This is a genomic window from Accumulibacter sp. (assembly GCF_023806635.1).
In the GTDB taxonomy this organism is placed as follows: Bacteria; Pseudomonadota; Gammaproteobacteria; order Burkholderiales; family Rhodocyclaceae; genus Accumulibacter.
The window spans coordinates 41,004-65,376 of sequence record NZ_JAMTDQ010000089.1 but is presented as its reverse complement, the minus strand read 5'-3'; the positions used below and the strand labels follow the sequence as shown (position 1 = coordinate 65,376).

26 protein-coding genes are annotated in these 24,373 nt (G+C 66.1%); 10 read left to right on the top strand and 16 right to left on the bottom strand.

Going from position 1 to position 24,373, the window contains the following annotated elements; genetic code table 11:
- Nucleotides 1–117: 117 nt before the first annotated feature.
- The 3 genes from NFW30_RS15620 (at nt 118) to NFW30_RS15610 (ending at nt 2,048) form a co-directional block, all read left to right on the top strand.
- Nucleotides 118–1,155: an inorganic phosphate transporter gene (locus NFW30_RS15620; RefSeq protein ID WP_295357471.1), complete on the top strand. Its 1,038-nt coding sequence runs from the start codon at nt 118–120 to the stop codon at nt 1,153–1,155.
- A 22-nt stretch (nt 1,156–1,177) separates the two neighbouring features.
- Complete coding sequence (locus NFW30_RS15615; RefSeq protein WP_295357468.1) at nt 1,178–1,831, top strand: DUF47 family protein; 654 nt, start codon at nt 1,178–1,180, stop codon at nt 1,829–1,831.
- 85 nt (nt 1,832–1,916) lie between these two features.
- Nucleotides 1,917–2,048 carry a hypothetical protein gene (locus NFW30_RS15610; protein WP_295357465.1) on the top strand — a complete coding sequence of 44 codons (132 nt, stop codon included), beginning with the start codon at nt 1,917–1,919 and terminating at the stop codon, nt 2,046–2,048.
- Nucleotides 2,049–2,223: 175 nt separating this feature from the next.
- Here NFW30_RS15610 and NFW30_RS15605 read toward each other — a convergent pair whose 3' ends face one another.
- The 3 genes from NFW30_RS15605 to NFW30_RS15595 are packed head-to-tail and all read right to left on the bottom strand — an operon-like array spanning nt 2,224 to nt 3,748.
- A complete protein-coding gene (locus tag NFW30_RS15605) occupies nt 2,224–2,694 on the bottom strand; it encodes a hypothetical protein (protein WP_295357462.1) in 471 nt (156 codons plus the stop codon).
- Between the two features lie 44 nt (nt 2,695–2,738).
- Nucleotides 2,739–3,377, bottom strand: coding sequence for an SCO family protein (locus NFW30_RS15600; RefSeq protein ID WP_295357460.1), 639 nt, complete (start codon nt 3,375–3,377; stop codon nt 2,739–2,741).
- Nucleotides 3,374–3,748: a hypothetical protein gene (locus NFW30_RS15595; RefSeq protein ID WP_295357457.1), complete on the bottom strand. Its 375-nt coding sequence runs from the start codon at nt 3,746–3,748 to the stop codon at nt 3,374–3,376. The genes NFW30_RS15600 and NFW30_RS15595 overlap by 4 nt, the downstream gene beginning before the upstream one ends.
- Nucleotides 3,749–3,944: 196 nt before the next feature.
- Between NFW30_RS15595 and NFW30_RS15590 the strand changes: the two genes are divergently transcribed.
- Nucleotides 3,945–5,135 carry a class I SAM-dependent methyltransferase gene (locus NFW30_RS15590; protein ID WP_295357455.1) on the top strand — a complete coding sequence of 397 codons (1,191 nt, stop codon included), beginning with the start codon at nt 3,945–3,947 and terminating at the stop codon, nt 5,133–5,135.
- A 27-nt stretch (nt 5,136–5,162) separates the two neighbouring features.
- On the opposite strand, the gene msrA is transcribed toward NFW30_RS15590, so the two are convergent.
- Both msrA and msrB read right to left on the bottom strand, forming a co-directional pair.
- The gene (gene msrA, locus NFW30_RS15585) at nt 5,163–5,768 is read right to left on the bottom strand and encodes a peptide-methionine (S)-S-oxide reductase MsrA (protein WP_295357451.1); all 606 of its coding nucleotides are present in this window, start codon (nt 5,766–5,768) and stop codon (nt 5,163–5,165) included.
- On the bottom strand, nt 5,765–6,271 hold the full coding sequence (msrB, locus tag NFW30_RS15580; protein WP_295357448.1) for a peptide-methionine (R)-S-oxide reductase MsrB: 507 nt from the start codon (nt 6,269–6,271) through the stop codon (nt 5,765–5,767). The genes msrA and msrB overlap by 4 nt, the downstream gene beginning before the upstream one ends.
- Nucleotides 6,272–6,650: 379 nt before the next feature.
- Here msrB and NFW30_RS15575 point away from each other — a divergent pair, with 379 nt between their 5' ends.
- The 4 genes from NFW30_RS15575 (at nt 6,651) to NFW30_RS15560 (ending at nt 10,122) form a co-directional block, all read left to right on the top strand.
- A complete protein-coding gene (locus NFW30_RS15575) occupies nt 6,651–7,112 on the top strand; it encodes a transcriptional repressor (protein ID WP_295357445.1) in 462 nt (153 codons plus the stop codon).
- Entirely contained in the window at nt 7,109–8,173 is a 1,065-nt protein-coding gene (locus NFW30_RS15570) for a GTP-binding protein (protein ID WP_295357442.1), read from the top strand. The genes NFW30_RS15575 and NFW30_RS15570 overlap by 4 nt, the downstream gene beginning before the upstream one ends.
- A 144-nt stretch (nt 8,174–8,317) precedes the next feature.
- Nucleotides 8,318–8,890: a DOMON-like domain-containing protein gene (locus NFW30_RS15565; protein ID WP_295357440.1), complete on the top strand. Its 573-nt coding sequence runs from the start codon at nt 8,318–8,320 to the stop codon at nt 8,888–8,890.
- Nucleotides 8,891–8,910: 20 nt separating this feature from the next.
- Entirely contained in the window at nt 8,911–10,122 is a 1,212-nt protein-coding gene (locus NFW30_RS15560; RefSeq protein ID WP_295357437.1) for a DUF1343 domain-containing protein, read from the top strand.
- 93 nt (nt 10,123–10,215) lie between these two features.
- On the opposite strand, the gene glmM is transcribed toward NFW30_RS15560, so the two are convergent.
- The 4 genes from glmM to NFW30_RS15540 all read right to left on the bottom strand — a co-directional run bounded on the left by glmM (nt 10,216) and on the right by NFW30_RS15540 (nt 15,319).
- On the bottom strand, nt 10,216–11,583 hold the full coding sequence (gene glmM / locus NFW30_RS15555; protein ID WP_295357434.1) for a phosphoglucosamine mutase: 1,368 nt from the start codon (nt 11,581–11,583) through the stop codon (nt 10,216–10,218).
- Nucleotides 11,584–11,799: 216 nt separating this feature from the next.
- Nucleotides 11,800–12,597, bottom strand: coding sequence for a dihydropteroate synthase (gene folP / locus NFW30_RS15550; protein WP_295357432.1), 798 nt, complete (start codon nt 12,595–12,597; stop codon nt 11,800–11,802).
- 95 nt (nt 12,598–12,692) lie between these two features.
- Nucleotides 12,693–14,579 carry an ATP-dependent zinc metalloprotease FtsH gene (gene ftsH, locus NFW30_RS15545; RefSeq protein ID WP_295357429.1) on the bottom strand — a complete coding sequence of 629 codons (1,887 nt, stop codon included), beginning with the start codon at nt 14,577–14,579 and terminating at the stop codon, nt 12,693–12,695.
- A gap of 119 nt (nt 14,580–14,698) precedes the next feature.
- Nucleotides 14,699–15,319 carry an RlmE family RNA methyltransferase gene (locus NFW30_RS15540; protein ID WP_295357426.1) on the bottom strand — a complete coding sequence of 207 codons (621 nt, stop codon included), beginning with the start codon at nt 15,317–15,319 and terminating at the stop codon, nt 14,699–14,701.
- 44 nt (nt 15,320–15,363) lie between these two features.
- On the opposite strand from NFW30_RS15540, the gene NFW30_RS15535 reads away from it, so the two are divergent.
- Entirely contained in the window at nt 15,364–15,714 is a 351-nt protein-coding gene (locus NFW30_RS15535) for a YhbY family RNA-binding protein (RefSeq protein ID WP_295357423.1), read from the top strand.
- 58 nt (nt 15,715–15,772) lie between these two features.
- On the opposite strand, the gene NFW30_RS15530 is transcribed toward NFW30_RS15535, so the two are convergent.
- The 6 genes from NFW30_RS15530 to NFW30_RS15505 form a co-directional block, all read right to left on the bottom strand.
- Nucleotides 15,773–16,237 carry a DUF4149 domain-containing protein gene (locus tag NFW30_RS15530; protein WP_295357420.1) on the bottom strand — a complete coding sequence of 155 codons (465 nt, stop codon included), beginning with the start codon at nt 16,235–16,237 and terminating at the stop codon, nt 15,773–15,775.
- An 8-nt stretch (nt 16,238–16,245) separates the two neighbouring features.
- Complete coding sequence (gene greA / locus NFW30_RS15525) at nt 16,246–16,722, bottom strand: transcription elongation factor GreA (RefSeq protein ID WP_295357419.1); 477 nt, start codon at nt 16,720–16,722, stop codon at nt 16,246–16,248.
- 72 nt (nt 16,723–16,794) lie between these two features.
- On the bottom strand, nt 16,795–20,001 hold the full coding sequence (gene carB, locus NFW30_RS15520; protein ID WP_295357417.1) for a carbamoyl-phosphate synthase large subunit: 3,207 nt from the start codon (nt 19,999–20,001) through the stop codon (nt 16,795–16,797).
- Nucleotides 19,979–21,136 carry a glutamine-hydrolyzing carbamoyl-phosphate synthase small subunit gene (gene carA, locus NFW30_RS15515; RefSeq protein ID WP_295357478.1) on the bottom strand — a complete coding sequence of 386 codons (1,158 nt, stop codon included), beginning with the start codon at nt 21,134–21,136 and terminating at the stop codon, nt 19,979–19,981. The genes carB and carA overlap by 23 nt, the downstream gene beginning before the upstream one ends.
- Before the next feature lie 230 nt (nt 21,137–21,366).
- Complete coding sequence (gene dapB / locus NFW30_RS15510) at nt 21,367–22,173, bottom strand: 4-hydroxy-tetrahydrodipicolinate reductase (RefSeq protein WP_295357414.1); 807 nt, start codon at nt 22,171–22,173, stop codon at nt 21,367–21,369.
- 1 nt (nt 22,174) lies between these two features.
- Nucleotides 22,175–22,657: an outer membrane protein assembly factor BamE gene (locus NFW30_RS15505; protein ID WP_295357411.1), complete on the bottom strand. Its 483-nt coding sequence runs from the start codon at nt 22,655–22,657 to the stop codon at nt 22,175–22,177.
- A gap of 178 nt (nt 22,658–22,835) precedes the next feature.
- On the opposite strand from NFW30_RS15505, the gene fur reads away from it, so the two are divergent.
- Complete coding sequence (gene fur, locus NFW30_RS15500; protein ID WP_295357409.1) at nt 22,836–23,303, top strand: ferric iron uptake transcriptional regulator; 468 nt, start codon at nt 22,836–22,838, stop codon at nt 23,301–23,303.
- Between the two features lie 165 nt (nt 23,304–23,468).
- Here the strand turns inward: fur and NFW30_RS15495 are convergent, their stop codons facing one another.
- The gene (locus NFW30_RS15495) at nt 23,469–24,365 is read right to left on the bottom strand and encodes an adenylate/guanylate cyclase domain-containing protein (protein ID WP_295357407.1); all 897 of its coding nucleotides are present in this window, start codon (nt 24,363–24,365) and stop codon (nt 23,469–23,471) included.
- Between the last annotated feature and the right edge of the window lie 8 nt (nt 24,366–24,373).

The window sequence follows — 24,373 nt, the reverse complement described above, 5'->3', positions numbered from 1 at the left end:
CCGTTCGCGGGATGAGCGAGCGCCTCAGCCCTCTGGGAGAGGAAGACGTAACACATAATCCGCGAACTTTTTACATGAAGCGGACCTTGCGGGCCGGCTTTCACAGGAAGGGGGCGTATGGAAACAATCTACTGGCTGGCGGTGGCGACGGTGGTGATCGTGCTGTTCTTCGATTACACCAACGGCTTCCACGACGCGGCAAACATCGTGGCCACGGTGATCGCCTCGCGCGCGATGACGCCGATCCAGGCGGTCTGCATCGTCGGCTTCTTCGAGTTCATGGGCCCGTTGCTCGGCGGCACCGCAGTCGCCAACACGATCGGCAAGTTCGTCGACCTGTCGTCGCTCGACAAGCAGACGGCGATCCTGATCCTGTTCTGCGGCCTGCTCGGAGCCATCGTCTGGAACCTCGCGACGTGGTGGCTCGGCATCCCTTCCTCTTCGTCGCACGCGCTCGTCGGCGGTGTTGCCGGTGCCGTCGTCGCCGCCGCCGGATCGCAGTTCGTCATCTGGGGCTGGACGCCGCTGATGCAGGAAGGCAAGCTGCTCGGCGTGATGAAGGTGCTGGTGTCGCTCTTCGTCTCGCCGCTGCTCGGTTTCTGGGTCGGCTTCCTGATCCATCGCGCCGGGCGACGCCTGCTCGCGGGCGCGAAACCGACGGCCAACGACAAGTTGCGCAAGATGCAGTTCGTCACCGCCGCCGGCCTCGCCTTCTCGCACGGCGCCAACGACGCGCAGAAGAGCATGGGCATGCTGACCCTGGTCCTCGTGCTGGGCGGCTTCATCCCGAAGTTCGAGGTCCCGTTCTGGGTGATGCTCGCCTGCGCCATCGCCATCACCCTCGGCATCCTGTCGGGTGGCTGGCGGATCGTCCGTACGCTCGGCTTCGCCATCTACCGCGTCCGCCCGCTGCACGCCTTCGATTCGCAGCTCACTTCGGCGCTGCTGATCCTCTCGGCATCATACGCCGGCGCTCCGGTATCGACGACGCACGTCGTCGCCACCTCGATCATGGGCATCGGCTACTCCGAGCGCCCGCGCGCGGTGCGCTGGAAGAAGGCCAAGGACATCGGCAAGACTTGGTTGTACACTATCCCCGCATCGGCAATCACCGCCATCGTCATTTACGCAATAGCCAAGATCATCGTCGGCTAAACCACCTGAGGAGATGAGAACCATGGATACCAACCCAAGCGAAGCCAACAAGCCGATCTTTCGCCGGCTCTACGAACGCGTCTTCCCGACCGTCGCCGACTTCTTCGGCATGCTCGGCGAACAGAGCACCAACGCCGCCGAAACCACCCGCCTGCTCGTCGAGTTCATGGAAACCGGCGACCCGACAGTCAGCCAGCGGGTGCGCGCCGACGAGCACGAGGCCGACCGGGTCAAGGCGAGCAACCTCGGCGTCCTCAGCGAGGCGTTTTCGACGCCGATCGACCGCGAGGACATCCACGCCGCGATCATGACGCTCGACGACATCGTCAATTACTGCAAGTCGACGGTGGTCGAGATGGACGTCCTGGGTCTGAAGCCGGACAAGCACAGCCTCGAGATGGCGATGCACCTGCGCGAGGGTGCGGAAGCGCTGGCGCGCGGTTTTGGCCGCCTCGGCAGCGACCCGGCGGCCGCCGGTGGCGACGCGGCAGCCGCCCGCAAGGCCGAGCGGACGGTGGAGAAGGCCTACCGCCGCGCGATCGCCGAACTCTTCCAGGGCGACGACTACCTGCACATGTTCAAGCGGCGCGAAACCTACCGCCACCTGTCGAATGCGGCCGACCGCGTCTCCGATGCGGCAGCGGCGCTCGACAACATCGTCGTCAAGCTGTGCTGAGAACCACTGGCGGCCCGGGGTTGAATTTCCCGGCCGACAGGCCTACAGTATCGGCGCCAATGTCGGCAGTCACGAGGAGACGCTCATGAGCAAGTTGGCCGCCGGCCTGATGGCCTTGTTTCTGGCTCTGTCGAGTGCCACTGTGGTCGCCTGCCCGGGCGAGAAAGCCAAGGATGGGCAGGCCGAAATGAGCACTCCGGCGAAGCCGAAGAGCTGACAGGTCGCTGAACGCAAACAGCGCGGCGCGCACCCTGCAGGGTCCGCGCCGCTTTTTTTCTGTTCACTCACCCCTGGATGGCCGGGCGAATCCGGTGAGCCACACGTCGGCCGGGCATCGACCTGCGCCGCGGCGTTGCCCGCTCGTCCCTTGCCGCCCCGCCACCGGCGATTCCTCACTCACACCGGGCGATGCACCGCTGCTGGCCATTCGAACAGTTGCCGTCGCCTTCGACGCGGCACTGCAAGCGCGTGCGGTGCGTGAAGACGATTCCCTCACCGTAGTCGCAGGCCACGCGGCTGATCTGCCCCTGCCGTGACACGGTCATGCGCGCGCCGCGCACCGCGGTCAGCCGGACCGTCGGGTCGCACGCGAGGTAGGCGGTGAAGGCGCCGTCCGCCGACTCCCACTGGGCGACGTTCTTCGCCTGCCGATAGTCTGCGTAGTCGGCGCACAGCGCGGCATCGTCCTGATAGATGCGGCGATTGTCACTGCAGAAGCCGTTGAAGGTGTAGCGCAGTTCGGCCTCGCCGGGACAATTGCCGACCTGTACCGCTGCCGCTGGATCGGGACAGGACAGCCGCTCGCCCGCCGGCGCAACTAATGGAGGAAGGGCCAGAAGGAAGACGAGGAAGCGGCGTTTCATCGGGAGGGTCTCCAGTCAATGGCAAGGAATCGTGCCGCGGGCATTCACCTGCCGGTCGCTGCCGGCTGGCGTTGCTGCCCCGGCCGCTGCGGGCTCGCGCCGATGATCTCGCGGATGCGTGCGGCGATCTCGGCCGCCGGCGTGGCATAGGCGAAGCGGCGCAGATAGCGGCCGTCCGCCGAGAGCAGGAACATCCCGACCGAATGGTCGACGGCGTACTGATCAGCGGGTGCACCGGGCTCACGCACCTGTTCGTAGCGCACTGCGAAATGGTCTGCGGCACGCCGGACGAGAGCTGGCGAGCCGCTGAGCCCGATGATCCGCGGATCGAAGAAGCTGACGTAACTGCGCAGCATGCTCGCCGTGTCGCGCTCCGGATCGACGCTGATGAAGATCGCCTGCAGGCGCTCGGCATCGGAACCCAGCTCGCCGAGCACCGCGGCCATCTCGGCGAGCGTCGTCGGACAGACATCCGGGCAGAACGTGTAGCCGAAGGTGATCAGTTGCAGGCGGCCGGGGAAATCCTCGTTGCTGACTGCCCGCCCGTTGGCGTCCATCAGCAAATAGCGCGCCGGCAACCCGGCCGGCGCGTCGCCCGCGCCATCGTCCGCCGCCGCACGCTGGGCAATGAGGAAGAGCAGGAGAAGCGCGCCGCAGACCGCGACGGCGAATCCCCGGCTCATGGCGTTTGCGGCTTCGGCGTCGCCGGCTGAGCAACCGGCAGCAGCGACTGCAGGTGCCGCGACAGGTCGTCGAGCCGGGCAGCGAAATCGGCGGCCGACGGACAGGCAGCCAGGTCGCCGCCCTGGGCGAGGAATGCCTGGTTGGTTCGCTCCTCGTACACTTCGCCGTAGCGCCGCGTCTTCGGTGCGTGCCGGATCATCAGCAGCTTCGCCTGGCCGGCGCTGCCCATCTCGCCGCAGGCCAGCGCCTGACCACTGAGCCGACCGAGCTCGCCGATCGCAGCCAGCGCTGCCGCCGGGATGGCATCGGCGTCGGCGACAGCCGGGACGGCAAGAACGATCAGCAGACTCGACAGCAGCGCACGTGGCATGGCTTGGAAATGACTCGGCAGGTGGTCGGAAGGGGATTATAGGTGGTGCAGAGCGGACGCCGCGTTGATCGGTCTCAAAAAAGGGCTGCCCTCGGATCGCACGGGAGAAGGGCAGCCGGCGAAACAGCGCTTCGCTGGCTGCCGCTGTGGTGTAGACTGCGCGCCTCGCCTCTGACCCGCACCGGCCACCTTCCGCATGCCTCAGCTCGTTCTTCTGCCCGGCAAGGATCGCCAGCTTGCCCGCCAGCATCCGTGGATTTTCGCCGGCGCGGTCGACCGGCTGGAAGGCCGCGCTCGTCCAGGCGACACGGTCGAGGTCGTCGCCGCCAACGGCCGGGCGCTGGCCCGGGCCGCCTGGAGCCCGGAGTCGAAGATCCGCGCCCGGGTGTGGACTTTCGACCCGCAGGAAATCGTCGACGACGCCTTCTTCAAGCGGCGCGTGCTGGCGGCAGTCGAGCGTCGCCTGCTGCTGCCCGAGCTGCGCGAACAGGAGGGGCTGCGCCTGCTGCATGGCGAGTCCGACGGCCTGCCCGGTGTCATCGCCGATCGCTACGGCGACACGATCGTCCTCCAGCTGACGTCCGCCGGCGCCGACAAGTGGCGACAGGCGCTGGTACGTGCGCTGCAGCGGGCAACGGGCTGCGCGCGCATCTACGAGCGCTCGGACTCGGACGTCCGCCGGCTCGAGGGACTCCTGCCCGTCGCCGGCTGGTTGCTCGGCGAGGCGCCGCCCAGCCCGCTGAGCATCGTCGAGAATGGTGTCCGCATGCGGGTGGACGTCGTCGCCGGCCACAAGACCGGCTTCTATCTCGACCAGCGCGACAACCGCCTGCTGGCGCGCCTGCTCGCCAGCGGGCGCCGGACGCTGAACTGCTTCTGCTACAGCGGCGGCTTCTCGTTGCAGGCACTCGCCGGCGGAGCCAGCCAGGTGCTGTCGATCGACTCCTCGGCACCGGCACTGGCGACTGCCGTGGAAAACCTCGCCCTCAACCCGCGACTCGACGCCAGCCTCGCCGAATGGCGCGAGGCGGACGTCTTCGACGAGCTGCGGCTGCTGAAGAGTCGCGGCGAGCACTTCGATCTGATCATCCTCGACCCACCGAAGTTCGCTCCGTCGGCCGCGCATGCGGAACGCGCTGCGCGCGCCTACCGGGATATCAACGTATTCGGCTTCCGGCTGCTGACTGCCGGCGGCCTGCTGATGACCTATTCCTGCTCGGGGGGAATCAGCCGACAGCACTTTCGGGAGATCGTCGCCGATGCGGCAGTTGCCGCCGCTCGCCAGGCACGCATCCTGCGCCACCTGGCGGCGCCCGCCGACCATCCGGTGGGACTCGGCTTCAGCGAAGGGGAGTATCTGAAGGGACTGCTGTGTCAGGCCGACTGAGCGCAGCTGCAAAGGGGCCAGAGATACTCAGCCATCACCCCAAATCTGCTTCAGGCGGGCATCCCGCCCACAGGACAGCCGATAGTACGAATAGCGCACGGGGTTCTTCCTGTAGTAGTCCTGATGGTACTCCTCGGCCGGATAGAAGGTCGAGGCGGCCGCCAGCTCGGTTTCGATCCGCGGCAGCTTGCCGCTGGCCAGCAGGGCATCCCGGCTGCTCTCGGCAGCCTTGCGCTCAGCTTCGTTCTGCCAGTAGATGCCGCTGCGATACTGCGAACCGACATCGCAGAACTGGCGGTTCCTGACGGTCGGATCGATGTGGCGCCAGAAACGGTCCAGGAGCTGGACGTAGCTGATCCGCCGCGCGTCGTAAGTGACGCGCACCGCCTCGGCATGACCCGTGCCACCCGCGCTGACCTGCTCATAGGTGGGGTTGGTCGTTCGCCCGGCGGTATAGCCGGACTCGACGGCGATGACACCCGGCAGCTTTTCGAAGTCCGCCTCGCTGCACCAGAAGCATCCACCAGCAAAGATCGCCGTGCGCACCTCGGACGTCTTGCCGGCAGCCCCATCGGCGGCGGCAAGCGAACCCGCAACGACGAGCAGCAGTACACCGACGATGGCGCGGCTCACGTGCGCAGTTCCGGCAGTTGCTCACCGCGTGGCACGAAGCGCAGCGCCACGCCGTTGTTGCAGTAGCGCTTGCCGGTCGGCTGCGGACCATCCCTGAAGACGTGCCCCTGATGCCCGCCGCAGCGGCGGCAGTGATACTCGGTTCTCGGGTAGATCAGCTTGAAGTCGGTCCGCGTGGCGATCGCGCCAGGCAACGGCTGCCAGAAGCTGGGCCAGCCGGTGCCGCTGTCGTACTTCGCCGCGCTGTCGAAGAGCGGCAGGCAGCAGGCCGCACAAACGAAGGTGCCATCGCCCTTCTCGTGGTTCAGCGGACTCGTTCCGGCACGTTCCGTGTCCTCTTCGAAGAGGACACGGTAGGCGGGCAGCGGCAGCAGCGTCGCCCACTCGGCCTGCGATTTTTCGAGCCGACCGTCATCACTGGTCGCTGCGGGACCAGCCGTCTCCTCCGGGACGATGGAGACCGAGATGCGGTTCAACCATTTCAGTGTCTGACAACGATTCATGATGCGCTCCAAGAGGACGATAAAGCGGGTGGCACCGACGACCGGAACCGGCCCCGGAGAGTGTCGCGCCAGATCTAGCCCGGGCCATGCGCGACCGCAGACGACGCTCATCGCGCGCGCACGAACCCTGCTCCTTCGGCAACGACGCCGCGGCGGCAGTTCCCGCCCCCGGCCGCTGGAAAGAGGACGGCACGCGCCACAGCACGGGCCGCTGTCCTGACCTCTCGGCGGCCAGGCCGGCTGCCAGGCTGCCAGGCTGCCCCCGTTGGTCGCCTGACGGGACGACACCTTACGCCAGATCATGCATGGCTGGGGCACCTGCAACGGGTATCTGCAACCGAGTTGCAGATACCCGGCAGCCATGTTCTAATTCCCGGTCATGAAACCTGCCCTCATCCGCAATGGCGAGCAACCGGGCGAGAGTGAGACCGAGCGTGCAGCCCGTCTGATTCGCTGCGCCGGCGCCCGCGCCACGCCGGCCCGCGTTCGCGTCCTCCGCCTGCTGCGATCGGCACCGACCGCACTCAGCCACCATGAGATCGAACAGTCCCTCGGCGACCTGGCGCTCGATCGCGTCACACTCTACCGCGTACTCGACTGGCTGGTCGCGACCGGACTGGCGCACCGGAACGCGGACACGCGGCGGACGTTCCGTTTTTCCGCCGCCAGCAGCAGCGAGCATTCGGCCCATACCCATTTCCGCTGCGACGGTTGCGGGCGTGTCTTCTGCCTCGACGCCGCACCGCCGCCACCCCCCAAGCTGCCGGAGGGATTCCTGCTGTCACGCATCGAACTCGATCTGCGTGGACGCTGCGCGCAATGCGCGGGCAGCGCGCAGTGAGCGCAGCGCCGTCGCCCGAGCGGGCGATCCCGGTAACCATCCTGACCGGCTTCCTCGGTGCCGGCAAGACCACCTTGCTCAACCATCTCCTGCGGCAACCGGCAATGGCCGATGCGGCTGTGCTGATCAACGAATTCGGCGAGGTCGCGATCGACCATCACCTGGTTGACAAGGTCGACGACAACATCCTCGTTCTCGATTCCGGCTGCCTCTGTTGCAGCGTCCGCGGCGAGCTTGCACGCAGCCTGCGCGACCTGTTCATGCGCCGCCTGCGGCGCGAGATCCCGGCCTTTTCGCGCGTCCTGATCGAAACCACCGGCCTGGCCGATCCGGCGCCGGTACTGTACACACTGATCGAGGATTTCTTCATCGCCGAGCGCTTCCGCATCGATGGCGTCGTGACTGCGGTCGACGCGACCCATGCGAACCGCCAACTGGGACGCCATTTCGAGGCCGTGCGGCAGGTGGCGATGGCCGATCGCCTGTTGCTGACCAAGTGTGATCTGGCGGAGCCGGCTGAGCTCGCCACGCTGTCGCGGCGACTGCGCCGGGCGAACCCCGGCGCACCGCAGATCGAGGTCGCGCACGGCCACATCGATTCCGGGCAGGTACTCGGATGCGGGCTCTACGACCCCGCCGGCAAGACAGCCGACGTCCGGCGCTGGCTGGCCGAGGAGAAGGTCAGGGCGGAACACGAAACCTGGCGCCAGGATTTGCACGTGCATGACGTCAATCGCCATGACGCGCTGGTCCATTCCTTCGTCCTGCGTTTCGCTCAGCCCTTCGACTGGCCAGACTTCACCGAAGCGATCGATGTCCTGCTCGCTACCTGCGGTGACCGCATCCTGCGCGTCAAGGGCCTCGTCGCCGTCGCCGACGAGGTCGGGCCACGTGTCGTGCAGTGTGTGCAGCACATGCGCTATCCGGCGACGTCACTGCCCGAATGGCCGGACGACGACCGGCAGAGCAGGCTGGTGTTCATCGTCCGGGCACTCGAGCGACAGATCGTCGACCAGGCCTTCATCATGTTCTGTGGAACCGCGGCAAGCGGCGAAGGGTGACCAGCAGCGGATGAGCCGTCGGCAGCCGACGCCGCAAGGAGGCCGCTTCGGCCGCGATGGTCTGCGAGCACGCGTCCAACCCGTCGCGACAGCCCGCACAGAGAGTAGAATCCGGGCTTCTGCCGATCCGTCACGGGATCTCCGATGCCGATCACCGAATTCCCGCTGACCCTGCTCTGCCACCCGGCGACGCCGGCCCCGGTGGTCCGATCGGTCGAAGCCTGGGCAGCACGCACGGCCAGCGGCGACCTCGTGCTGGCCTACCGGCTGCGCGGTGACATGGTGCGCCTGCGGATTCCGCCACCAACGGCACCCGGGCGTGCCGATGGGCTGTGGGAACACAGCTGCTTCGAGGCCTTCATCGGCATCGCGGGCGAGCCGGCGTACCACGAGTTCAATTTCTCGCCGTCCGGTGAGTGGGCCAGCTACGCGTTCGCCGGCTACCGCCAGCCGGTAGCCGTGGCCGAGTCGTCGCCGGCACCACGGCTGAGCGCCAGGCTGTCTGCCGGCCGCCTCGAAGTCGAGGCGCTGATCGCCGCTGCCGCCCTGCCGGCGCATGCCGCCGCGGCGACCCTGCAGGTCGGCCTCGCTGCCGTGGTCGAAGCGGCCGATGTCGTCGACGGCAGCCACAGTTACTGGGCACTGCACCATCCCGCCAAGCTGCCCGATTTTCATCATCGCGACGGCTTCCGCCTCGAACTCGCGCCGGCAAGCTGATCTGCCCGAAGGAATTCCTGATGCCAGCCTTCCTCTCCGGCCTCGACCGTCTGCTCGGCGACAGCGACCTGCGCCTGCCCCTGCGTGGCCGCCGGCTGGCGCTGCTCGCCCACCCGGCATCGGTCAGCGCCGACATGACGCATGCGCTCGACGCGCTGGCAGCGCTGGGCGACGTGCAGCTGACGGCCGCCTTCGGACCGCAGCATGGGCTGCGCGGCGACAAGCAGGACAACATGGTCGAGTCGGCCGAGTTCTTCGACCCGCAACACGGCATCCCGGTGTTCAGCCTGTACGGCACGGTACGACGTCCGACGTCACAGATGATGTCGACCTTCGACACCCTGTTGGTCGACCTGCAGGATCTGGGCTGCCGTATCTACACCTTCATCACCACCCTGCTCTACGTTCTCGAAGCGGCTGCCACGCATGGCAAGGAAGTGTGGATCCTGGACCGCCCGAACCCCGTCGGGCGGCCGGTCGAGGGATTGTTGTTGCGCCCCGGGTGGGAGAGCTTCGTCGGCGCCGGACCGCTGCCGATGCGCCATGGCCTGACGATGGGCGAACTTGCCTGCTGGTTCATCAGCCAGTTCGAACTGGAACTGGACTGCACGGTCATCCGGATGCAGGGCTGGTCTCCCGACGCGGCGCCCGGCTACGGCTGGCCGACTGGCCAGCGCAGCTGGATCAACCCGAGCCCGAACGCCGCCAGCCTGGCGATGGCGCGCTGTTATGCCGGCACGGTGATGCTCGAGGGCAGCTCGCTTTCCGAGGGTCGCGGCACGACCCGCCCGCTGGAGCTGTTTGGCGCGCCGGACCTCGACGCTCGCCGGCTGATCGCCGGCATGCATTCGCTGGCACCCGCGTGGCTGCAAGGCTGCCGGCTGCGCGAGTGCTGGTTCGAGCCGACCTTCCACAAACACGCCGGGCAGCTGTGCCACGGTGTACAGATCCACGTCGACGACAGCGCCTACCTGCACCAAGGCTTCCGTCCCTGGCGCTTGCAGAGTCTCGCCTTCAAGGTGCTGCGGCGATTGCAGCCGGACTACCCGCTATGGCGGGATTTTCCCTACGAGTACGAAATGGAACGGCTGGCGATCGACCTGATCAACGGCTCGCCAGCGCTGCGACAGTGGGTCGATGACCCGACGGCCACACCCGGCGACCTCGATGCCCTCAGCCGCCCTGACGAGGAAGCGTGGCTGCAGTTGCGGCAGGACTTCCTGCTTTATTGAGGATCGCTGGCGGGGCTGCGCGCGCGATCGCTGCGCCGCCGCGGCAGCGAAGACCGTGCTGTCAGCGTCGGGACGCTCGCAGCCGACAGCAGGCTACGTCGAGACCGCCTCGCGCACGGCCGCAGCGAGCTTCTCGGCAGCGCTGCTGACCAACAACGGCTCCTGCCCTTCGACCATCACACGCAACAGGGGCTCGGTTCCGGAGGCGCGCAGCAGGACCCGTCCGCGCCCCTGCAACTCGCGCTCCACATCGTCGCGCGTGGCCGCGATCAGCGGATGCTCGTGCCAGGGGAATCCCTTGCTCAACGCGACGTTGATCAGCTTCTGCGGATACAGCCGCAGGCAGCCCAGCAGTTGCTGCAGGTCGCCGCCCTCCTCGCGCAGAGCGCACAACACCTGCAGTGCAGAGACGATGCCATCGCCGGTCGTGTGCCGATCAAGACACAGGATGTGCCCCGAGTTCTCGCCACCATAAAGCCAGCCCTTCTGCCGCAGCAGGTCCATGACGTAGCGGTCGCCGACGGCCGCGCGGGCAAACGGGACCTTGAGTTCGCCAAATGCGTGTTCCAGAGCGAGATTGGTCATCAGCGTGCCGACGACTCCGGCAACCGCACCTTGCCGCAATCGGCTGCGCACGACGGCAAACAGCAACTGGTCGCCATCGTAGACCTGGCCCTGCGAATCGACCATGATCAAGCGGTCCGCGTCACCATCGAGGGCGATCCCCAGATCGGCCGCCTGCGCCACGACCGCCCGCGACAGGGCGGCCGGAGCGGTTGCGCCCACATCCTGGTTGATGTTCAGGCCATTCGGTTCGGTACCGATGCTGCTGACTTCTGCCCCCAACTCATGGAAGACATGCGGCGCCAGATGATAGGCAGCGCCATTGGCGCAATCGACGATGATCTTCAGTCCGCGCAGGTCCATGTCGAATGGAAAGGTGCCTTTGCAGAACTCGATGTAGCGACCGTCGGCGTCGTCGATCCGCCGCGCCCGCCCGAGACCGGCGGAGGGAACGCAGGTCAGCGGCTCGTCGAGAGCCGCCTCGATCTCGAGCTCCAGATCATCGGGCAGCTTGCTTCCGTTCGCCGCGAAGAACTTGATCCCGTTGTCGTAGTATGGGTTGTGCGACGCGGAAATGACGATACCCGCCTGCAGGCGCAGCGCGCGAGTGAGGTAGGCAATCGCCGGCGTCGGCATTGGCCCGACGAGACAGACATCGACCCCGGCAGCGGAAAACCCGGCTTCGAGCGCCGCCTCCAGCATGTAACCCGAGATCCGGGTGTCCTTGCCGATCAGTACCGCAGGCCGGTCACCCGGCTTGGCATGGCTGCGCGCACTGTCGCGTGCGGCCAGGACCCGCCCCGCCGCATGTCCCAGGCGCATGACGAACTCGGGCGTGATCGGCGCCTCGCCGACGCGCCCGCGGACGCCATCGGTGCCAAAATACTTTCTCGTCACGACTTTCTCTCCCCATGAGCACGGGCGCCGACTGGCACCCGTCACGCAAATGACATTCTACCCACAGGCCGCCCGGGCGAACCGCCAAATAGCGCACAAACGCTGCCGGTGGCGCTGGAGCCCATGGCGATGCTGTTCCACGGCTGCCGTCCCGGACGGCAGGCGCTTGCGACCGTGGGTCGCCCGGCAAGCCTGGGATTGCCGGGATGGTGCGCCTCAGGCTGCCGCCGACCCCAGCGCATGACTGCCGCGCGTCGCCTGCCAGACCGCCAGCGCATCTCGCGTTTCGGCCACGTCGTGCACCCGCAGGACGCGCGCACCACGCTCGACGGCCAGCACCGCGGCGGCGATGCTGGCCGCAAGGCGCTCGCCGGGCGGGCGCCCGGTGATGGCGCCAAGCATCGACTTGCGCGAAAGGCCCGCCAGAACAGGCAGGCCGTCGCTGGCCAGTTGCTCGAGCGCGCGCAGCAAGTCGAGGTTGTGCTGCAGGGTCTTGCCGAAGCCGAAGCCCGGGTCGAGCAGGAGACGATCGTCGCTGATCCCGGCCTCCCTCGCCGCCTGCACCCGCTGCCGCAGGAAATCCCGCACCTCGGCGACGACATCGCGGTACGAAGGCTGCTGCTGCATGGTCAGCGGTTGCCCCTGCATGTGCATCAGGCAGATCGCGCAGTCGCTCCCTGCCACCGCCTCCATGGCTCCCGGCGTGCGCAAGCCATGGATGTCATTGATCATCGACGCGCCGTGCCGCAGTGCCGCCCGCATCACCTCCGGCTTGTAGGTATCGACCGAGATCGGCACGCCACAACCGGCGAGTGCTGCAAGCACCGGCAGGAGTCGATGCAGCTCGTCCTCTGCCGTCGCGGGCAGCGCCCCGGGACGGGATGACTCGGCGCCGAGGTCGAGCAGGTCGGCGCCGGCGTCGATCTGCCTCTGGGCCTGCGCCACCGCCGCTGCCGTGTCGCTGGCAAGGCCATCACCCGAGAACGAATCGGTCGTCAGGTTCACGATGCCCATGAGCAATGGGCGATCGACGGCGAGTCGAAAGGATCCGCAACGCAGCACAGCAGCAGCCAAGCCGATCAGCCGAATGAGCGCGAAGCCCCCTCGTTTCAGGCGGGCGCCGGTGGCGCGCTCGGCGCTGCATCCGGCGCATTGTGATCGCTCTTGTTGGCCGGCGGCAATTGTGTCTGCTTTGGCGGACGCGGCGGCTTGCCCTGCATGATGTCATTGATCTGGTCGGCGTCGATCGTCTCGAGTTCGAGCAACGCCGATGCCATCGCCTCGACCTTGTCGCGGTGCTCATCGAGCAGACGGCGCGCGAGGGCGTACTGCTCGTCGATGATGCGGCGGATCTCGCGATCGACCTTTTCCATCGTCGCTTCCGACATGTTCTTGTGCGTCGTCACCGATCGTCCGAGGAAGACCTCGCCTTCGTTCTCGCCGTACACCATCGGACCCAGTGCATCCGACATGCCGTAACGGGTGACCATGTCGCGCGCCATCTGCGTCGCGCGCTCGAAGTCGTTCGAAGCGCCGGTCGTCATCTGGTCCATGAACAGCTCTTCGGCAATCCGGCCGCCAAAGAGAACGGCGATCCGGCTCATCAGGTAGACGCGGTCGTAGGCGTAGCGATCCTCCTCCGGCAACTGCATCGTCAGCCCGAGGGCACGCCCACGCGGAATGATCGTCACCTTGTGTACCGGGTCGGACTTCGGCATGAGTTTGGCGACCACGGCGTGCCCTGCCTCATGGTAGGCCGTGTTGCGCCTTTCGTCCTCGTTCATCACCATGCTGCGCCGCTCGGCGCCCATCATGATCTTGTCCTTGGCTTTCTCGAAGTCCTCCATGTCCACCAGGCGCTTGTTGCCGCGCGCGGCGAAAAGCGCTGCCTCATTGACCAGATTGGCAAGATCGGCCCCCGAAAAACCGGGGGTTCCACGGGCGATGATGTCCGCCTTGACATCCGGTGACAGCGGCACCTTGCGCATGTGCACGACGAGAATCTGTTCGCGACCCCGGATGTCGGGCAGCGGGACGACCACCTGGCGATCGAAGCGACCCGGTCGCATCAGCGCCGGGTCCAGCACGTCCGGTCGGTTGGTCGCAGCGATGACGATCACCCCGACACTGCCTTCGAAACCGTCCATCTCGACGAGCATCTGGTTCAGCGTCTGCTCGCGCTCGTCGTTGCCACCACCCAGGCCTGCACCACGCTGGCGACCGACGGCGTCCAGTTCATCGATGAAGATGATGCATGGCGCGTGCTTCTTCGCGTTCTCGAACATGTCGCGAACGCGCGCAGCACCGACGCCGACGAACATCTCGACAAAATCCGAGCCGGAAATCGAGAAGAAGGGAACCTTGGCTTCACCGGCAATCGCCTTCGCCAGCAGCGTCTTGCCGGTGCCCGGGTTGCCGACGAGCAGCACGCCCTTCGGAATGCGCCCACCAAGCTTCTGGAACTTCGACGGGTCACGCAGGAAGTCGACCAGTTCCGAGACCTCCTCCTTCGCCTCGTCGCAACCGGCGACATCGGCAAAGGTGATCGTGTTGGACGATTCGTCGAGGAGGCGCGCCTTGCTCTTGCCAAACGAGAAGGCGCCACCGCGACCACCGCCCTGCATCTGGCGCATGAAGAAGATCCAGACGCCGATCAGCAGCAGCATCGGGAACCAGCTGACGAAGATGCTCATCAGGAACGACTGCTCTTCCTCCGGCTTGGCCTCGATCTTGACGCCATGCTTCAGCAGATCAGAGACCATCCAGAGATCCGGTGGCGCGTAGCTCGTCAACTTGCGACCATCGGTCGTCGTTGCCTTGAGCACGCGCCCCTCGATGACCACCTTGGCGATGTTTCCCTTGCCCACCTCCTCGATGAACTGGGAGTACTCCATCGACTGCTGGGCCACTTGGCGATGGTTGAACTGGTTGAAGACGGTCATCAGGACGAGACCGATCACCAGCCAGACTGCCAGATTCTTGAACATGTTATTCAATACGTCACCTCTTCATCCTGCCCGCACAGCCGTTCCCGAGACGCCCCGCCAAGGATGCGGAATTGCATTCTAAACCGATTCCCATCCGGACGATCAAGCATTGCGCCGCCAGCCTCCCGTCAGACTTGCAGGCCCCGGCCGAGAAGATACACCTCCCGACTGCGATCACGCGACGCATCCGGCTTGCGCAGGCACACCAGCCTGAAAGTCTGCCGCATGCGGTGGAGAAAATCGTCGAATCCCAGACCCTGGAACACTTTGACCAGCAGACAGCCGTCCGGTTGCAGCCATTGACTCGCGAAATCGAGAGCCAGTTCCGACAGGTGCATGCCCTGTGCCTGGTCACACAGGCTGATGCCCGAGATATTGGGCGACATGTCGCAGAGTACCAGTCCCGCTCTCTCGTGCTTCAGCAGTCGCCGCAGGCGGTCGAGAACTTCCACTTCGCGAAAGTCGCCCGGCAGGAAGATGACTCCGGGCAGCTGCTCCATCGGCAGGATGTCGACCGCGATGACCCGGCCCCGGCCCTGCTGGCGCTTCGCGACCACCTGCGACCAGCCTCCCGGACTTGCCCCCAGGTCGACGACCAGATCGCCAGGTCGGATCAGATGCTCCCGGTCATCGATCTGCAGGAGCTTGTAGGCGGCCCGCGAGCGGTAGCCTTCCGCCCGCGCCCGCTGCACGTAACTGTCGCTGACGTGCTCACGCAACCAGGCGTTGCTCGATCTGCTGCGCTTCATGCCTGTAAACCCGCTAGAATGGACTCTCCAGAGAGGAACATCGCATGCTCACCCTGAACTCCGCAGAGCGCCGCGCGCTGCGCGCCCGTGCCCACTCCCTGCAACCGGTAGTCGCGATCAGTCAGAACGGGCTCTCGGACCCGGTTGTGCGGGAAATCGACGCCAGCCTGGCGGCGCACGAACTGATCAAGGTGCGGGTATACAACGGCGACCGGGAAGAACGCGAGAACTTCCTCGCCAGCCTCTGCGAGCGACTGGCCGCCGCGCCGGTGCAGCATATCGGCAAACTCCTCGTGCTCTGGCGGCCACGCCCGGAACAGGCTGCCACGCCCGAAAGGGCGCCACGCCTGCCGCGGCGCAGCAAGCGCACGTTCCAGGGTAGCGGCGGCAACTGACGGCTGCGCGCGACCACCACCCGCGCGCAGCCCGGCGCCCGCCTCGCCAACGTGGCAGCTAGCGGACACCGCGCGCCGTGACGGCAACCAGCAGCAGGCCGAGGAGACTCTGCAGCAGGTAGAGGATGCTGGAAACGCCATGCCAGGCCGCGAATCGGTCACGCAGGACGCTTGCCATCACCTCGCGCGGCAGGGCGTCGGCCTTGAGCTGCGCCAGCAGGGGCTGGACGCCGAACAGGCCGACGACGGTCAGCAGCAACATCAGCAGCAGCAGCCAGAAGTCCCAGCGCCGCCAGGCGGCGCCGCGCAGGCGGACGAGCACGAAGGCGAGCAGGTACGCCCCGCAACCCAGGCCCAGCCAGCCGATCAGTTCGAACAGCCGGCCGGCGAGTTGCCCGGCCAACTGGCGATCGTTGCCCAAGGCATGAAACAGCGTCGGCGCAACGAGGTAGCCGATCGACCACAGGCCGCCGACCCAAAGGGTCAGGGCCACGCCATGAAGAATTTCGGCGATGCGGCGCATGCCTGCACTCATTCGTAGCGAACGTCGATCACTTCGTATTCGCGCACACCGCCCGGCGCCTGCACCTCGGCGATGTCGCCAGCGAACTTGCCGATCAGTGCCCGCGCGATCGGCGAGTTGATCGAGATCTTGCCCCCCTTGATGTCGGCCTCGTCCTCGCCGACGATCTGGTAGCGCACCCGGGCACCGCTCTCCTGGTCCTCAAGATCGAGCGTTGCGCCAAAGACGCAGCGCCCATCGGCATCGAGCAGCTTGGGGTCGATGATCTGGGCGTTGGCGAGCTTGCCCTCGAACTCCTTGATGCGGCCTTCGATGAAGGCCTGTCTTTCCTTGGCCGCATCGTACTCGGCGTTCTCCGAGAGATCACCGTGCGAGCGCGCCTCGGCGATGGCGGCGATCGCCCGCGGACGCTCGACGGTCTTCAGATGATGCAGTTCGGCGCGCAACAGCTCGGCGCCCTTGACGGTTACGGGTATCTTGCTCATATCGTTCGCTGCCAACAATGGCCAGCCGCCCGCGGCCACGAGCAGCACGGCGCCGGTGGTTGCATGGATTGACTAATGAAGCTGCGCGTGCAGTTCCTGTATCGGGTAGACCACGAGTTCGCCACGGTCCCTGATTCCCGCGACGGCCGCTTCGGCGCCCCAGATGGTGGTGTAGATCGTCACCCGCGCCGCCAACCCGGAAGTGCGAATCGAGCGCGAGTCGCTGATCGCCTTGCGCTTTTCGTCGACGGTGTTGATGATCAGGACGATCTCGTTGTTCTTGATCATGTCGACGACGTGCGGACGCCCCTCGGTCACCTTGTTCACCGTTGTCACGGCGATTCCCGCGGCGGCAATCGCCGCTGCCGTGCCGCGTGTGGCGAGAAGGGTGAATCCGGCTGCCTGCAACTCGCCGGCGATCCTGACCGCCTTCGACTTGTCCGAATCCTTGACGCTGATGAACACCTGCCCGGAACTGGGCAAGCGCACGCTCGCCGCCATCTGGCTCTTGACGAACGCCTCGGAAAAGCTGCGTCCGACCCCCATCACCTCGCCGGTCGACTTCATCTCCGGGCCAAGAATGGTATCGACGCCGCGAAACTTGATGAACGGGAAGACCGCTTCCTTGACCGAAAAATGGTCCGGCACCACTTCCTTGGTCAGCCCCTGGCTGGCCAGCGACCTGCCGACCATGCAACGGGCGGCGATCTTCGCCAGCGGCAGCCCGGTCGCCTTGGAGACGAATGGAACGGTGCGCGAAGCGCGCGGGTTCACCTCGAGAACGAAGACGACGCCCTTCTGGATGGCAAACTGGATGTTCATCAGCCCGCAGACCTTGAGCGCCCTGGCCAGAAGGCGTGTCTGCCGACGCAACTCGTCCTGCATTTCGGCCGACAGGGTATAGGGTGGCAGCGAGCAGGCGGAATCCCCGGAATGCACCCCGGCCTGTTCGATGTGCTCCATGACGCCGCCGATCAGTACCTCCTCGCCATCACACAGGGCGTCGACGTCGACCTCCGAGGCATCGTTCAGGAAGCGGTCGAGGAGCACCGGTGAATCATTCGACACCTTGACGGCTTCCCGCATGTAACGCTCGAGGTCACGTTCCTCATGGACGATCTCCATCGCCCGCCCGCCGAGGACATAGGACGGCCGGACGACCAGCGGATAGCCGATCTCGGCGGCGAGGCGCAGCGCTTCCGCCTCGTTGCGGGCGGTCCGGTTGGCCGGCTGCCGCAGATCGAGCGCATGCAGCAGCTGCTGAAACCGCTCGCGATCCTCGGCAGCGTCGATCATGTCCGGGCTGGTGCCGATGATCGGCACGCCGTTGGCCTCGAGATCACGCGCCAGCTTGAGCGGGGTCTGGCCCCCGAACTGGACGATCACCCCGACCGGCTTCTCGACGGCAACGATCTCGAGTACGTCCTCGAGCGTCAGCGGCTCGAAATACAGGCGATCGGAGGTATCGTAGTCGGTCGATACGGTCTCCGGGTTGCAGTTCACCATGATCGTCTCGTAGCCGTCGGCACGCATCGCCAGTGCCGCATGCACGCAGCAGTAATCGAACTCGATCCCCTGCCCGATGCGGTTGGGCCCGCCACCAAGGACCATGATCTTCTGCCGGTCCGAGGGCTGCGACTCGCATTCGTCCTCATAGGTCGAGTACATGTACGCGGTATGCGTGGCAAACTCGGCGGCACAGGTATCGACCCGCTTGAACACCGGGCGGATCTGCCACTCATGGCGGCGCTGGCGGACGGCCGACTGCGTCGTCCGCATCAGGGTGGCCAGCCGCTTGTCGGAGAAACCGGACCGTTTGAGATGCAGAAGCTCGTCGCGCGACAGCGAGGCAAGGTCGCGGCCGCGAACCCGCTCGGCCATGCGGTACAGGTCCTCGATCTGCGCCAGGAACCACGGGTCGATCGCCGTCAGCCGATGGATTTCGTCGAGCGACATGCCGATCCGGAAGGCGTCGGCCAGATACCAGATGCGCTCGGGACGCGCCTCGCCGAGGGCAACCTCGATCTCCTCGCGGTCGGCGCTCTTCTCGTCGAAGCCGTCGACGCCGACCTCGAGCCCGCGCAGTGCCTTCTGCAGCGACTCCTGGAAGGTGCGGCCGATGGCCATCACCTCGCCCACCGACTTCATCTGCGTCGTCAGACGTGAGTCCGCCTCGGGGAACTTCTCGAAGGCGAAGCGGGGCACCTTGGTCACCACGTAGTCGATCGACGGCTCGAAGGATGCGGGGGTGCGACCGCCGGTGATCTCGTTCGCCAGTTCGTCCAGCGTGTAGCCCACCGCCAGCTTCGCTGCCACCTTGGCAATCGGGAAGCCGGTTGCCTTCGACGCCAGCGCCGAAGAGCGCGAGACACGCGGGTTCATCTCGATGACGATCATCCGTCCATCTTCCGGGCAGATGGCGAACTGCACGTTCGAACCCCCCGTGTCGACGCCGATCTCGCGCAGGACCGCGATCGAGGCATCGCGCATGATCTGGTATTCCTTGTCGGTCAGCGTCTGTGCCGGTGCGACGGTGATCGAATCGCCGGTGTGCACGCCCATCGGGTCGAAGTTCTCGATCGAGCAGACGATGATGCAGTTGTCCCGCCGGTCGCGGACAACCTCCATCTCGAACTCCTTCCAGCCGATCAGCGACTCCTCGATCAGCAGCTCGCGCGTCGGGCTGGCCTCCAGGCCGCGCTTGCAGATCTCGATGAACTCCTCCTGGTTGTAGGCGATGCCGCCACCCGAACCACCCATGGTGAACGACGGCCGGATGATCGCCGGATAGCCGATCATCGCCTGCACCTGCAGCGCCTCCTCCATCGAGTGCGCCACCGCCGAGCGCGCCGAACCGAGACCGATGCGCGTCATTGCCGCCTTGAACTTCTCCCGGTCCTCCGCCTTGTCGATCGCCTCGCGCGTGGCGCCGATCATCTCGACCGAATGACGTTCGAGGATACGGTGCCGGGCGAGATCGAGGGCGCAGTTGAGGGCGGTCTGGCCACCCATCGTCGGCAGCAGCGCGTCCGGCCGCTCGCGGCTGATGATCTTCTCCAGAACCCGCCAGTTGATCGGCTCGATGTAGGTCACATCGGCCATTTCCGGATCGGTCATGATCGTCGCTGGATTGGAGTTCACCAGGATCACCCGATACCCCTCCTCGCGCAGAGCCTTGCATGCCTGCGCCCCCGAGTAATCGAACTCGCAGGCCTGACCGATGACGATCGGCCCGGCACCGATGATCAGGATGCTTTCAATGTCTGTGCGCTTGGGCATCTTGCTTCTTCTCGTCTTGCATCATCTGGACAAAGCGGTCGAACAGGCAGGCGATGTCGTGCGGCCCCGGACTCGCCTCAGGATGGCCCTGAAAGGAGAAGGCCGGCACGTCGGAACGCGCAACGCCCTGCAGTGAGCCATCGAAAAGCGACACATGAGTGCGCAGCAGGTTGGCCGGCAGGCTGTCCGCGTCGACCGCGAAGCCGTGGTTCTGGCTGGTGATCAGAACCTGTCCGGTGTGCAGATCCTTCACCGGGTGGTTGGCGCCGTGGTGCCCGAACTTCATCTTCATCGTCCTCGCGCCCGAGGCCAGCGCCAGCAGCTGGTGGCCGAGACAAATGCCGAAGGTCGGCACACGCCGGGCAAGCAGCTCGCGAATCGCGTCGATCGCGTAGTCGCAGGGCTCCGGATCGCCCGGACCGTTCGACAGGAACACCCCGTCGGGCCGCAGCGCGAGGACATCGGCAGCGCTCGTCTGCGCCGGCACGACGGTCACCCGGCAGCCGCGGGCAGCCAGCATGCGCAGGATGTTGTGCTTGACGCCGTAGTCGTAGGCGACGACGTGCAGCACGGGCCCTGGCGCCTCGCGGTAACCGCCGAGGCCCCAGGCGCCACCGGTCCAGGCATAGGCTGCACGCACACTGACGACGCGGGCCAGATCCATTCCCGCCAGGCCCGGAAACGCCCGTGCCTCCCGCAGCGCAAGCTGTTCGTCGACCGTCACCGCCATGATGCAGCCAGCCTGCGCTCCCTGCTCGCGCAGGATGCGGGTCAGCTTGCGCGTATCGATACCGCTGATGGCAACGATTCCATGCTGCTGCAGGTAGTCCGGCAGTGTCTGCTGCAGACGCCAGCTGGCGGCCCGCGGCGGCAGGTCACGGATGACCAGACCGGCAGCGTAGTTCGCCCGCGACTCGAAGTCTTCCGCATTGCAGCCGACATTGCCGATATGCGGATAGGTAAGCGTGACGATCTGGCGGCAATATGAGGGATCGGTAAGGATTTCCTGATACCCCGACATCGCCGTGTTGAAGACGACTTCGCCGCTGGCGCTGCCCGCAGCACCGATCGCCAGACCCCTGAAGATCGTGCCGTCAGCCAGGGCGAGAATCGCCGGCGGCAGAGTGGGTAGCAAGGACACGAAAGACTCCTGTGGAAGCTGTTGAACGCGCCGCCGGTCCGGGCCGTAGATACGCAAAAGCGGGACAGGCATTCAGCCCTCCCGCTCGGATCCTCGCCAGCCCGAAGATTATACCGGAGGCGATCGCTCTTGGGGCGATCAGACCACCGGGGACAGTGCATCTGCCAAGCGCTGCAGCCTCTGCGGCCGACCGTTGGCGACGCCTGGATGGCGTCGGCAGACCATCAGCGCAAACCGAGCACGTCCTGCATGTCGAACAACCCGCTCTTCCGCTGCGCCAGAAAACGTGCCGCACGCAGACTCCCGAGCGCGTAGGGCATGCGGCTGCTCGCCTTGTGGCCGATCTCGACGCGTTCCCCGAGACCACAGAACATGACCTGATGATCGCCAACGATGTCGCCGCCGCGCACCGTCGCAAAGCCGATGCTCGCCGCCGCACGCTCACCGCTGACACCCTGGCGATCATAGACGGCGCAGGTGGCGAGGTCACGTCCAAGCGCCTCGGCCACCACTTCCCCCATGCGCAACGCCGTCCCGGACGGCGCGTCGATCTTGTGCCGATGGTGTGCCTCGACGATCTCAACATCGTAGCCATCGGCGAGAATCCGCGCCGCAACGTCGAGCAAGCGGAAAACGAGGTTGACGCCGACACTCATGTTCGGCGCAAAGACGATCGGAATCTCGTCGGCGGCAGCCCTGATCGCCCGTTTGCCGGCGGCGTCGAACCCGGTCGTGCCAATGACCATCGCCACCCCGTGTCGGCGGCAGCTTTCCAGATGACCGAGGCTGGCTTCAGGGCGGGTGAAATCGATCAGGCAGCCAGCCAGCGCGATACCGGCATCGTGATCACTGCTGACCGGCACGCCGCACGGCATGCCGACCAGTTCGCCGGCATCCTTCCCCTGCACACTGGCGCCAGGCAGGTCGAGCGCCGCCACGAGGCTCGCCGCGCCGTCACGCAGCGTCGCCTCAAGCACGGTCCGGCCCATGCGGCCACCCGCCCCGGCGACCGCGATCCTCAGTTCCTTCATGTCAGAACCCCACCGTTTCCATCATGCGATCAAAGAAGCCCTTCTCGTCGGGCGGCGGCATGACCGCACTGCCGTCCTCCGGCAGCGAACCGAGGTCGATCTCGCGATTGCGGGTCTCCGACACCGGTTCCGCCACCCCGGGTTCCGCCGCTGCGACATCGCCGCTGACGCGGACCAGCTTGCCGTCCGTGTCGAAGTAGACCGACAGCCGCCGCGTTTCGATCTCGCCCGAACGTCCCTTCTGCAGCGAATAGAAGTAGTCCCAGCGGTTGGCGTGAAACATGTCCATCAGCAGCGGCGTGCCGAGCACGAAGCGCACCTGGTCACGCGACAGCCCGGGGCGCAGTTGCGCCACCATCTCCTGTGTCAGGACGTTGCCCTGTTGAACGTCGATCCGGTATTCCTTGACGATGCGCGGTACCGACGAGCAGCCAGGAAGCGTCCATAGGGCAACGGCCATAACGGCAACTCGCGGCAGGATCATGTCGTGATCGAATCGTGATGAATGGAGGAGATCGGACGCCCGGAGCTGGACCACGGGCGGTCGCCGAGGCGCGTGTAGACCGGCTGCAGACCTGCAACGGCGCGGCACGGCCGCCCTCGTCGGTATATCATACTCGAAAAGACCCTGTCCCTTTGCCGAAACCGACCAAGGTAAGCTGATGAGCAACCCCGAAGACCTCAAGAGCATGGGGCTGAAAGCCACCACCCCCCGCCTCAGGATCCTCGCCCTGTTCGAGAAGACCGAGGTCCGCCATCTGACCGCCGAGGATGTGTACCGCCTGCTGCTCGCCGACAACCTGGATATCGGTCTGGCCACCGTCTACCGCGTGCTGACCCAGTTCGAGCAGGCAGGACTGCTCGAACGCCACTTCTTCGAGTCGGGCAAGGCGGTGTTCGAACTCAGTCACGGGCAGCACCATGACCATCTCGTCTGCATCGACTGCGGTCGGGTCGAGGAATTCTACGATGCCGAGATCGAGCGACGGCAGGCGCGCGTGGCCAAGGAGCGTGGCTTCAGCATTCGCGAACATGCACTGCATCTCTACGCCCAGTGCACCAAGCCCGCCTGCCCGCACCGCAGCGGTGCCCGTCGCGCCGCCGGCGAGGGCGACAAGCTACCCTCCTGACTCCTTTTCCACGCGAGCCGCGATCGACGCAGCCCGGCCTGGGGGCGCGGGCGTCCCTCCTGAAAACAGTCCCCACCCCAGCCCACACCCTGGCCTGACCACGGACGCGCCGGCTGAACAGGCGCGGAAACGCATGCTCGGCTGCCTCGCGCGGCGCCTGGCCGCTCACAGATGCTCGTACTCGACGACGTCTGCGGCGACACTGCCCGCCGAGGCTGCGAACGAGATGACGCCGCTGCCACGCAGGACGAACTGCTCGTGCCGGATGAACAGTTCCTGCTCGCCGTTGACGGTGACGAAGGTGCCATTGGTGCTCAAGTCGATGAGGACGAAATTGCCTCCGCGGCGCTCGATGCGTGCATGGTGACGCGAGGCACGACGATTGTGCACCGTAATCTCGCAGCCGGCATCGCGACCCATGGCAACGCTCGGCCGGTGCCGGTCGAGCAGCTTGACGTAGTGGCCATAGCGTATGCACAAGCGCAGTTCCCGTTCCCTTGGCGACTGTGGTTTGTCGACCGCCGGATGCCGAGGCTCTGCCCTGGGTTGTACCCAGATGACCTCGAAAACGGGGCCGTCGCCGGGTAAATCCGTGGCCGATCGACCGTCCAGCGGGCGCGTCAGCAACTGCAGTTGCGGCGTCAGCAAAGCCCGCGTTTCGCCGCTGGTCACGAGTTGCCCGGCGTCGGCGAGACCTGCCAGCGACTCGACGACACGCACCGCTTCACCAAAGACCTCGCCTTCGTGCTCGACCACGGCGCCGTGGTGCACACCGACGCGAATCGCCAGCTGGACCCCCGAAACCGGTGGCAGATCGGCGACCCGGCGCTGCATTGCCATTGCTGCCTGACAGGCATCGTTGGCATTGGCGAAAAGCGCGCTCAGTGCATCACGCTTGCTTCCCACCTGCCGGCCATGGAAACCGTCGATACCGCGAACCATCCGCTTCATGCAGCGCTCGACGGCATGCGTGGCCTCGGTGGTACCCAGCCGCTCGAACAGGCGCGAACTGCCGGCGACCGCGGCATGGATCAGAGCAGCATGGGTCTCACTGGTGCTCATCGCGCGAA

What these genes read in the sequence shown, in the direction of transcription:
- NFW30_RS15620 (WP_295357471.1), top strand. Translation starts at nt 118, where the DNA reads ATGGAAACAATCTACTGGCTGGCGGTGGCGACGGTGGTGATCGTGCTG.
- NFW30_RS15615 (WP_295357468.1), top strand. Translation starts at nt 1,178, where the DNA reads ATGGATACCAACCCAAGCGAAGCCAACAAGCCGATCTTTCGCCGGCTC.
- NFW30_RS15610 (WP_295357465.1), top strand. Translation starts at nt 1,917, where the DNA reads ATGAGCAAGTTGGCCGCCGGCCTGATGGCCTTGTTTCTGGCTCTGTCG.
- NFW30_RS15605 (WP_295357462.1), bottom strand. Translation starts at nt 2,694, where the DNA reads ATGAAACGCCGCTTCCTCGTCTTCCTTCTGGCCCTTCCTCCATTAGTT.
- NFW30_RS15600 (WP_295357460.1), bottom strand. Translation starts at nt 3,377, where the DNA reads ATGAGCCGGGGATTCGCCGTCGCGGTCTGCGGCGCGCTTCTCCTGCTC.
- NFW30_RS15595 (WP_295357457.1), bottom strand. Translation starts at nt 3,748, where the DNA reads ATGCCACGTGCGCTGCTGTCGAGTCTGCTGATCGTTCTTGCCGTCCCG.
- NFW30_RS15590 (WP_295357455.1), top strand. Translation starts at nt 3,945, where the DNA reads ATGCCTCAGCTCGTTCTTCTGCCCGGCAAGGATCGCCAGCTTGCCCGC.
- msrB (WP_295357448.1), bottom strand. Translation starts at nt 6,271, where the DNA reads ATGAATCGTTGTCAGACACTGAAATGGTTGAACCGCATCTCGGTCTCC.
- NFW30_RS15575 (WP_295357445.1), top strand. Translation starts at nt 6,651, where the DNA reads ATGAAACCTGCCCTCATCCGCAATGGCGAGCAACCGGGCGAGAGTGAG.
- NFW30_RS15565 (WP_295357440.1), top strand. Translation starts at nt 8,318, where the DNA reads ATGCCGATCACCGAATTCCCGCTGACCCTGCTCTGCCACCCGGCGACG.
- NFW30_RS15560 (WP_295357437.1), top strand. Translation starts at nt 8,911, where the DNA reads ATGCCAGCCTTCCTCTCCGGCCTCGACCGTCTGCTCGGCGACAGCGAC.
- folP (WP_295357432.1), bottom strand. Translation starts at nt 12,597, where the DNA reads ATGGGCATCGTGAACCTGACGACCGATTCGTTCTCGGGTGATGGCCTT.
- NFW30_RS15540 (WP_295357426.1), bottom strand. Translation starts at nt 15,319, where the DNA reads ATGAAGCGCAGCAGATCGAGCAACGCCTGGTTGCGTGAGCACGTCAGC.
- NFW30_RS15535 (WP_295357423.1), top strand. Translation starts at nt 15,364, where the DNA reads ATGCTCACCCTGAACTCCGCAGAGCGCCGCGCGCTGCGCGCCCGTGCC.
- NFW30_RS15530 (WP_295357420.1), bottom strand. Translation starts at nt 16,237, where the DNA reads ATGCGCCGCATCGCCGAAATTCTTCATGGCGTGGCCCTGACCCTTTGG.
- greA (WP_295357419.1), bottom strand. Translation starts at nt 16,722, where the DNA reads ATGAGCAAGATACCCGTAACCGTCAAGGGCGCCGAGCTGTTGCGCGCC.
- carB (WP_295357417.1), bottom strand. Translation starts at nt 20,001, where the DNA reads ATGCCCAAGCGCACAGACATTGAAAGCATCCTGATCATCGGTGCCGGG.
- dapB (WP_295357414.1), bottom strand. Translation starts at nt 22,173, where the DNA reads ATGAAGGAACTGAGGATCGCGGTCGCCGGGGCGGGTGGCCGCATGGGC.
- NFW30_RS15505 (WP_295357411.1), bottom strand. Translation starts at nt 22,657, where the DNA reads ATGATCCTGCCGCGAGTTGCCGTTATGGCCGTTGCCCTATGGACGCTT.
- fur (WP_295357409.1), top strand. Translation starts at nt 22,836, where the DNA reads ATGAGCAACCCCGAAGACCTCAAGAGCATGGGGCTGAAAGCCACCACC.
- NFW30_RS15495 (WP_295357407.1), bottom strand. Translation starts at nt 24,365, where the DNA reads ATGAGCACCAGTGAGACCCATGCTGCTCTGATCCATGCCGCGGTCGCC.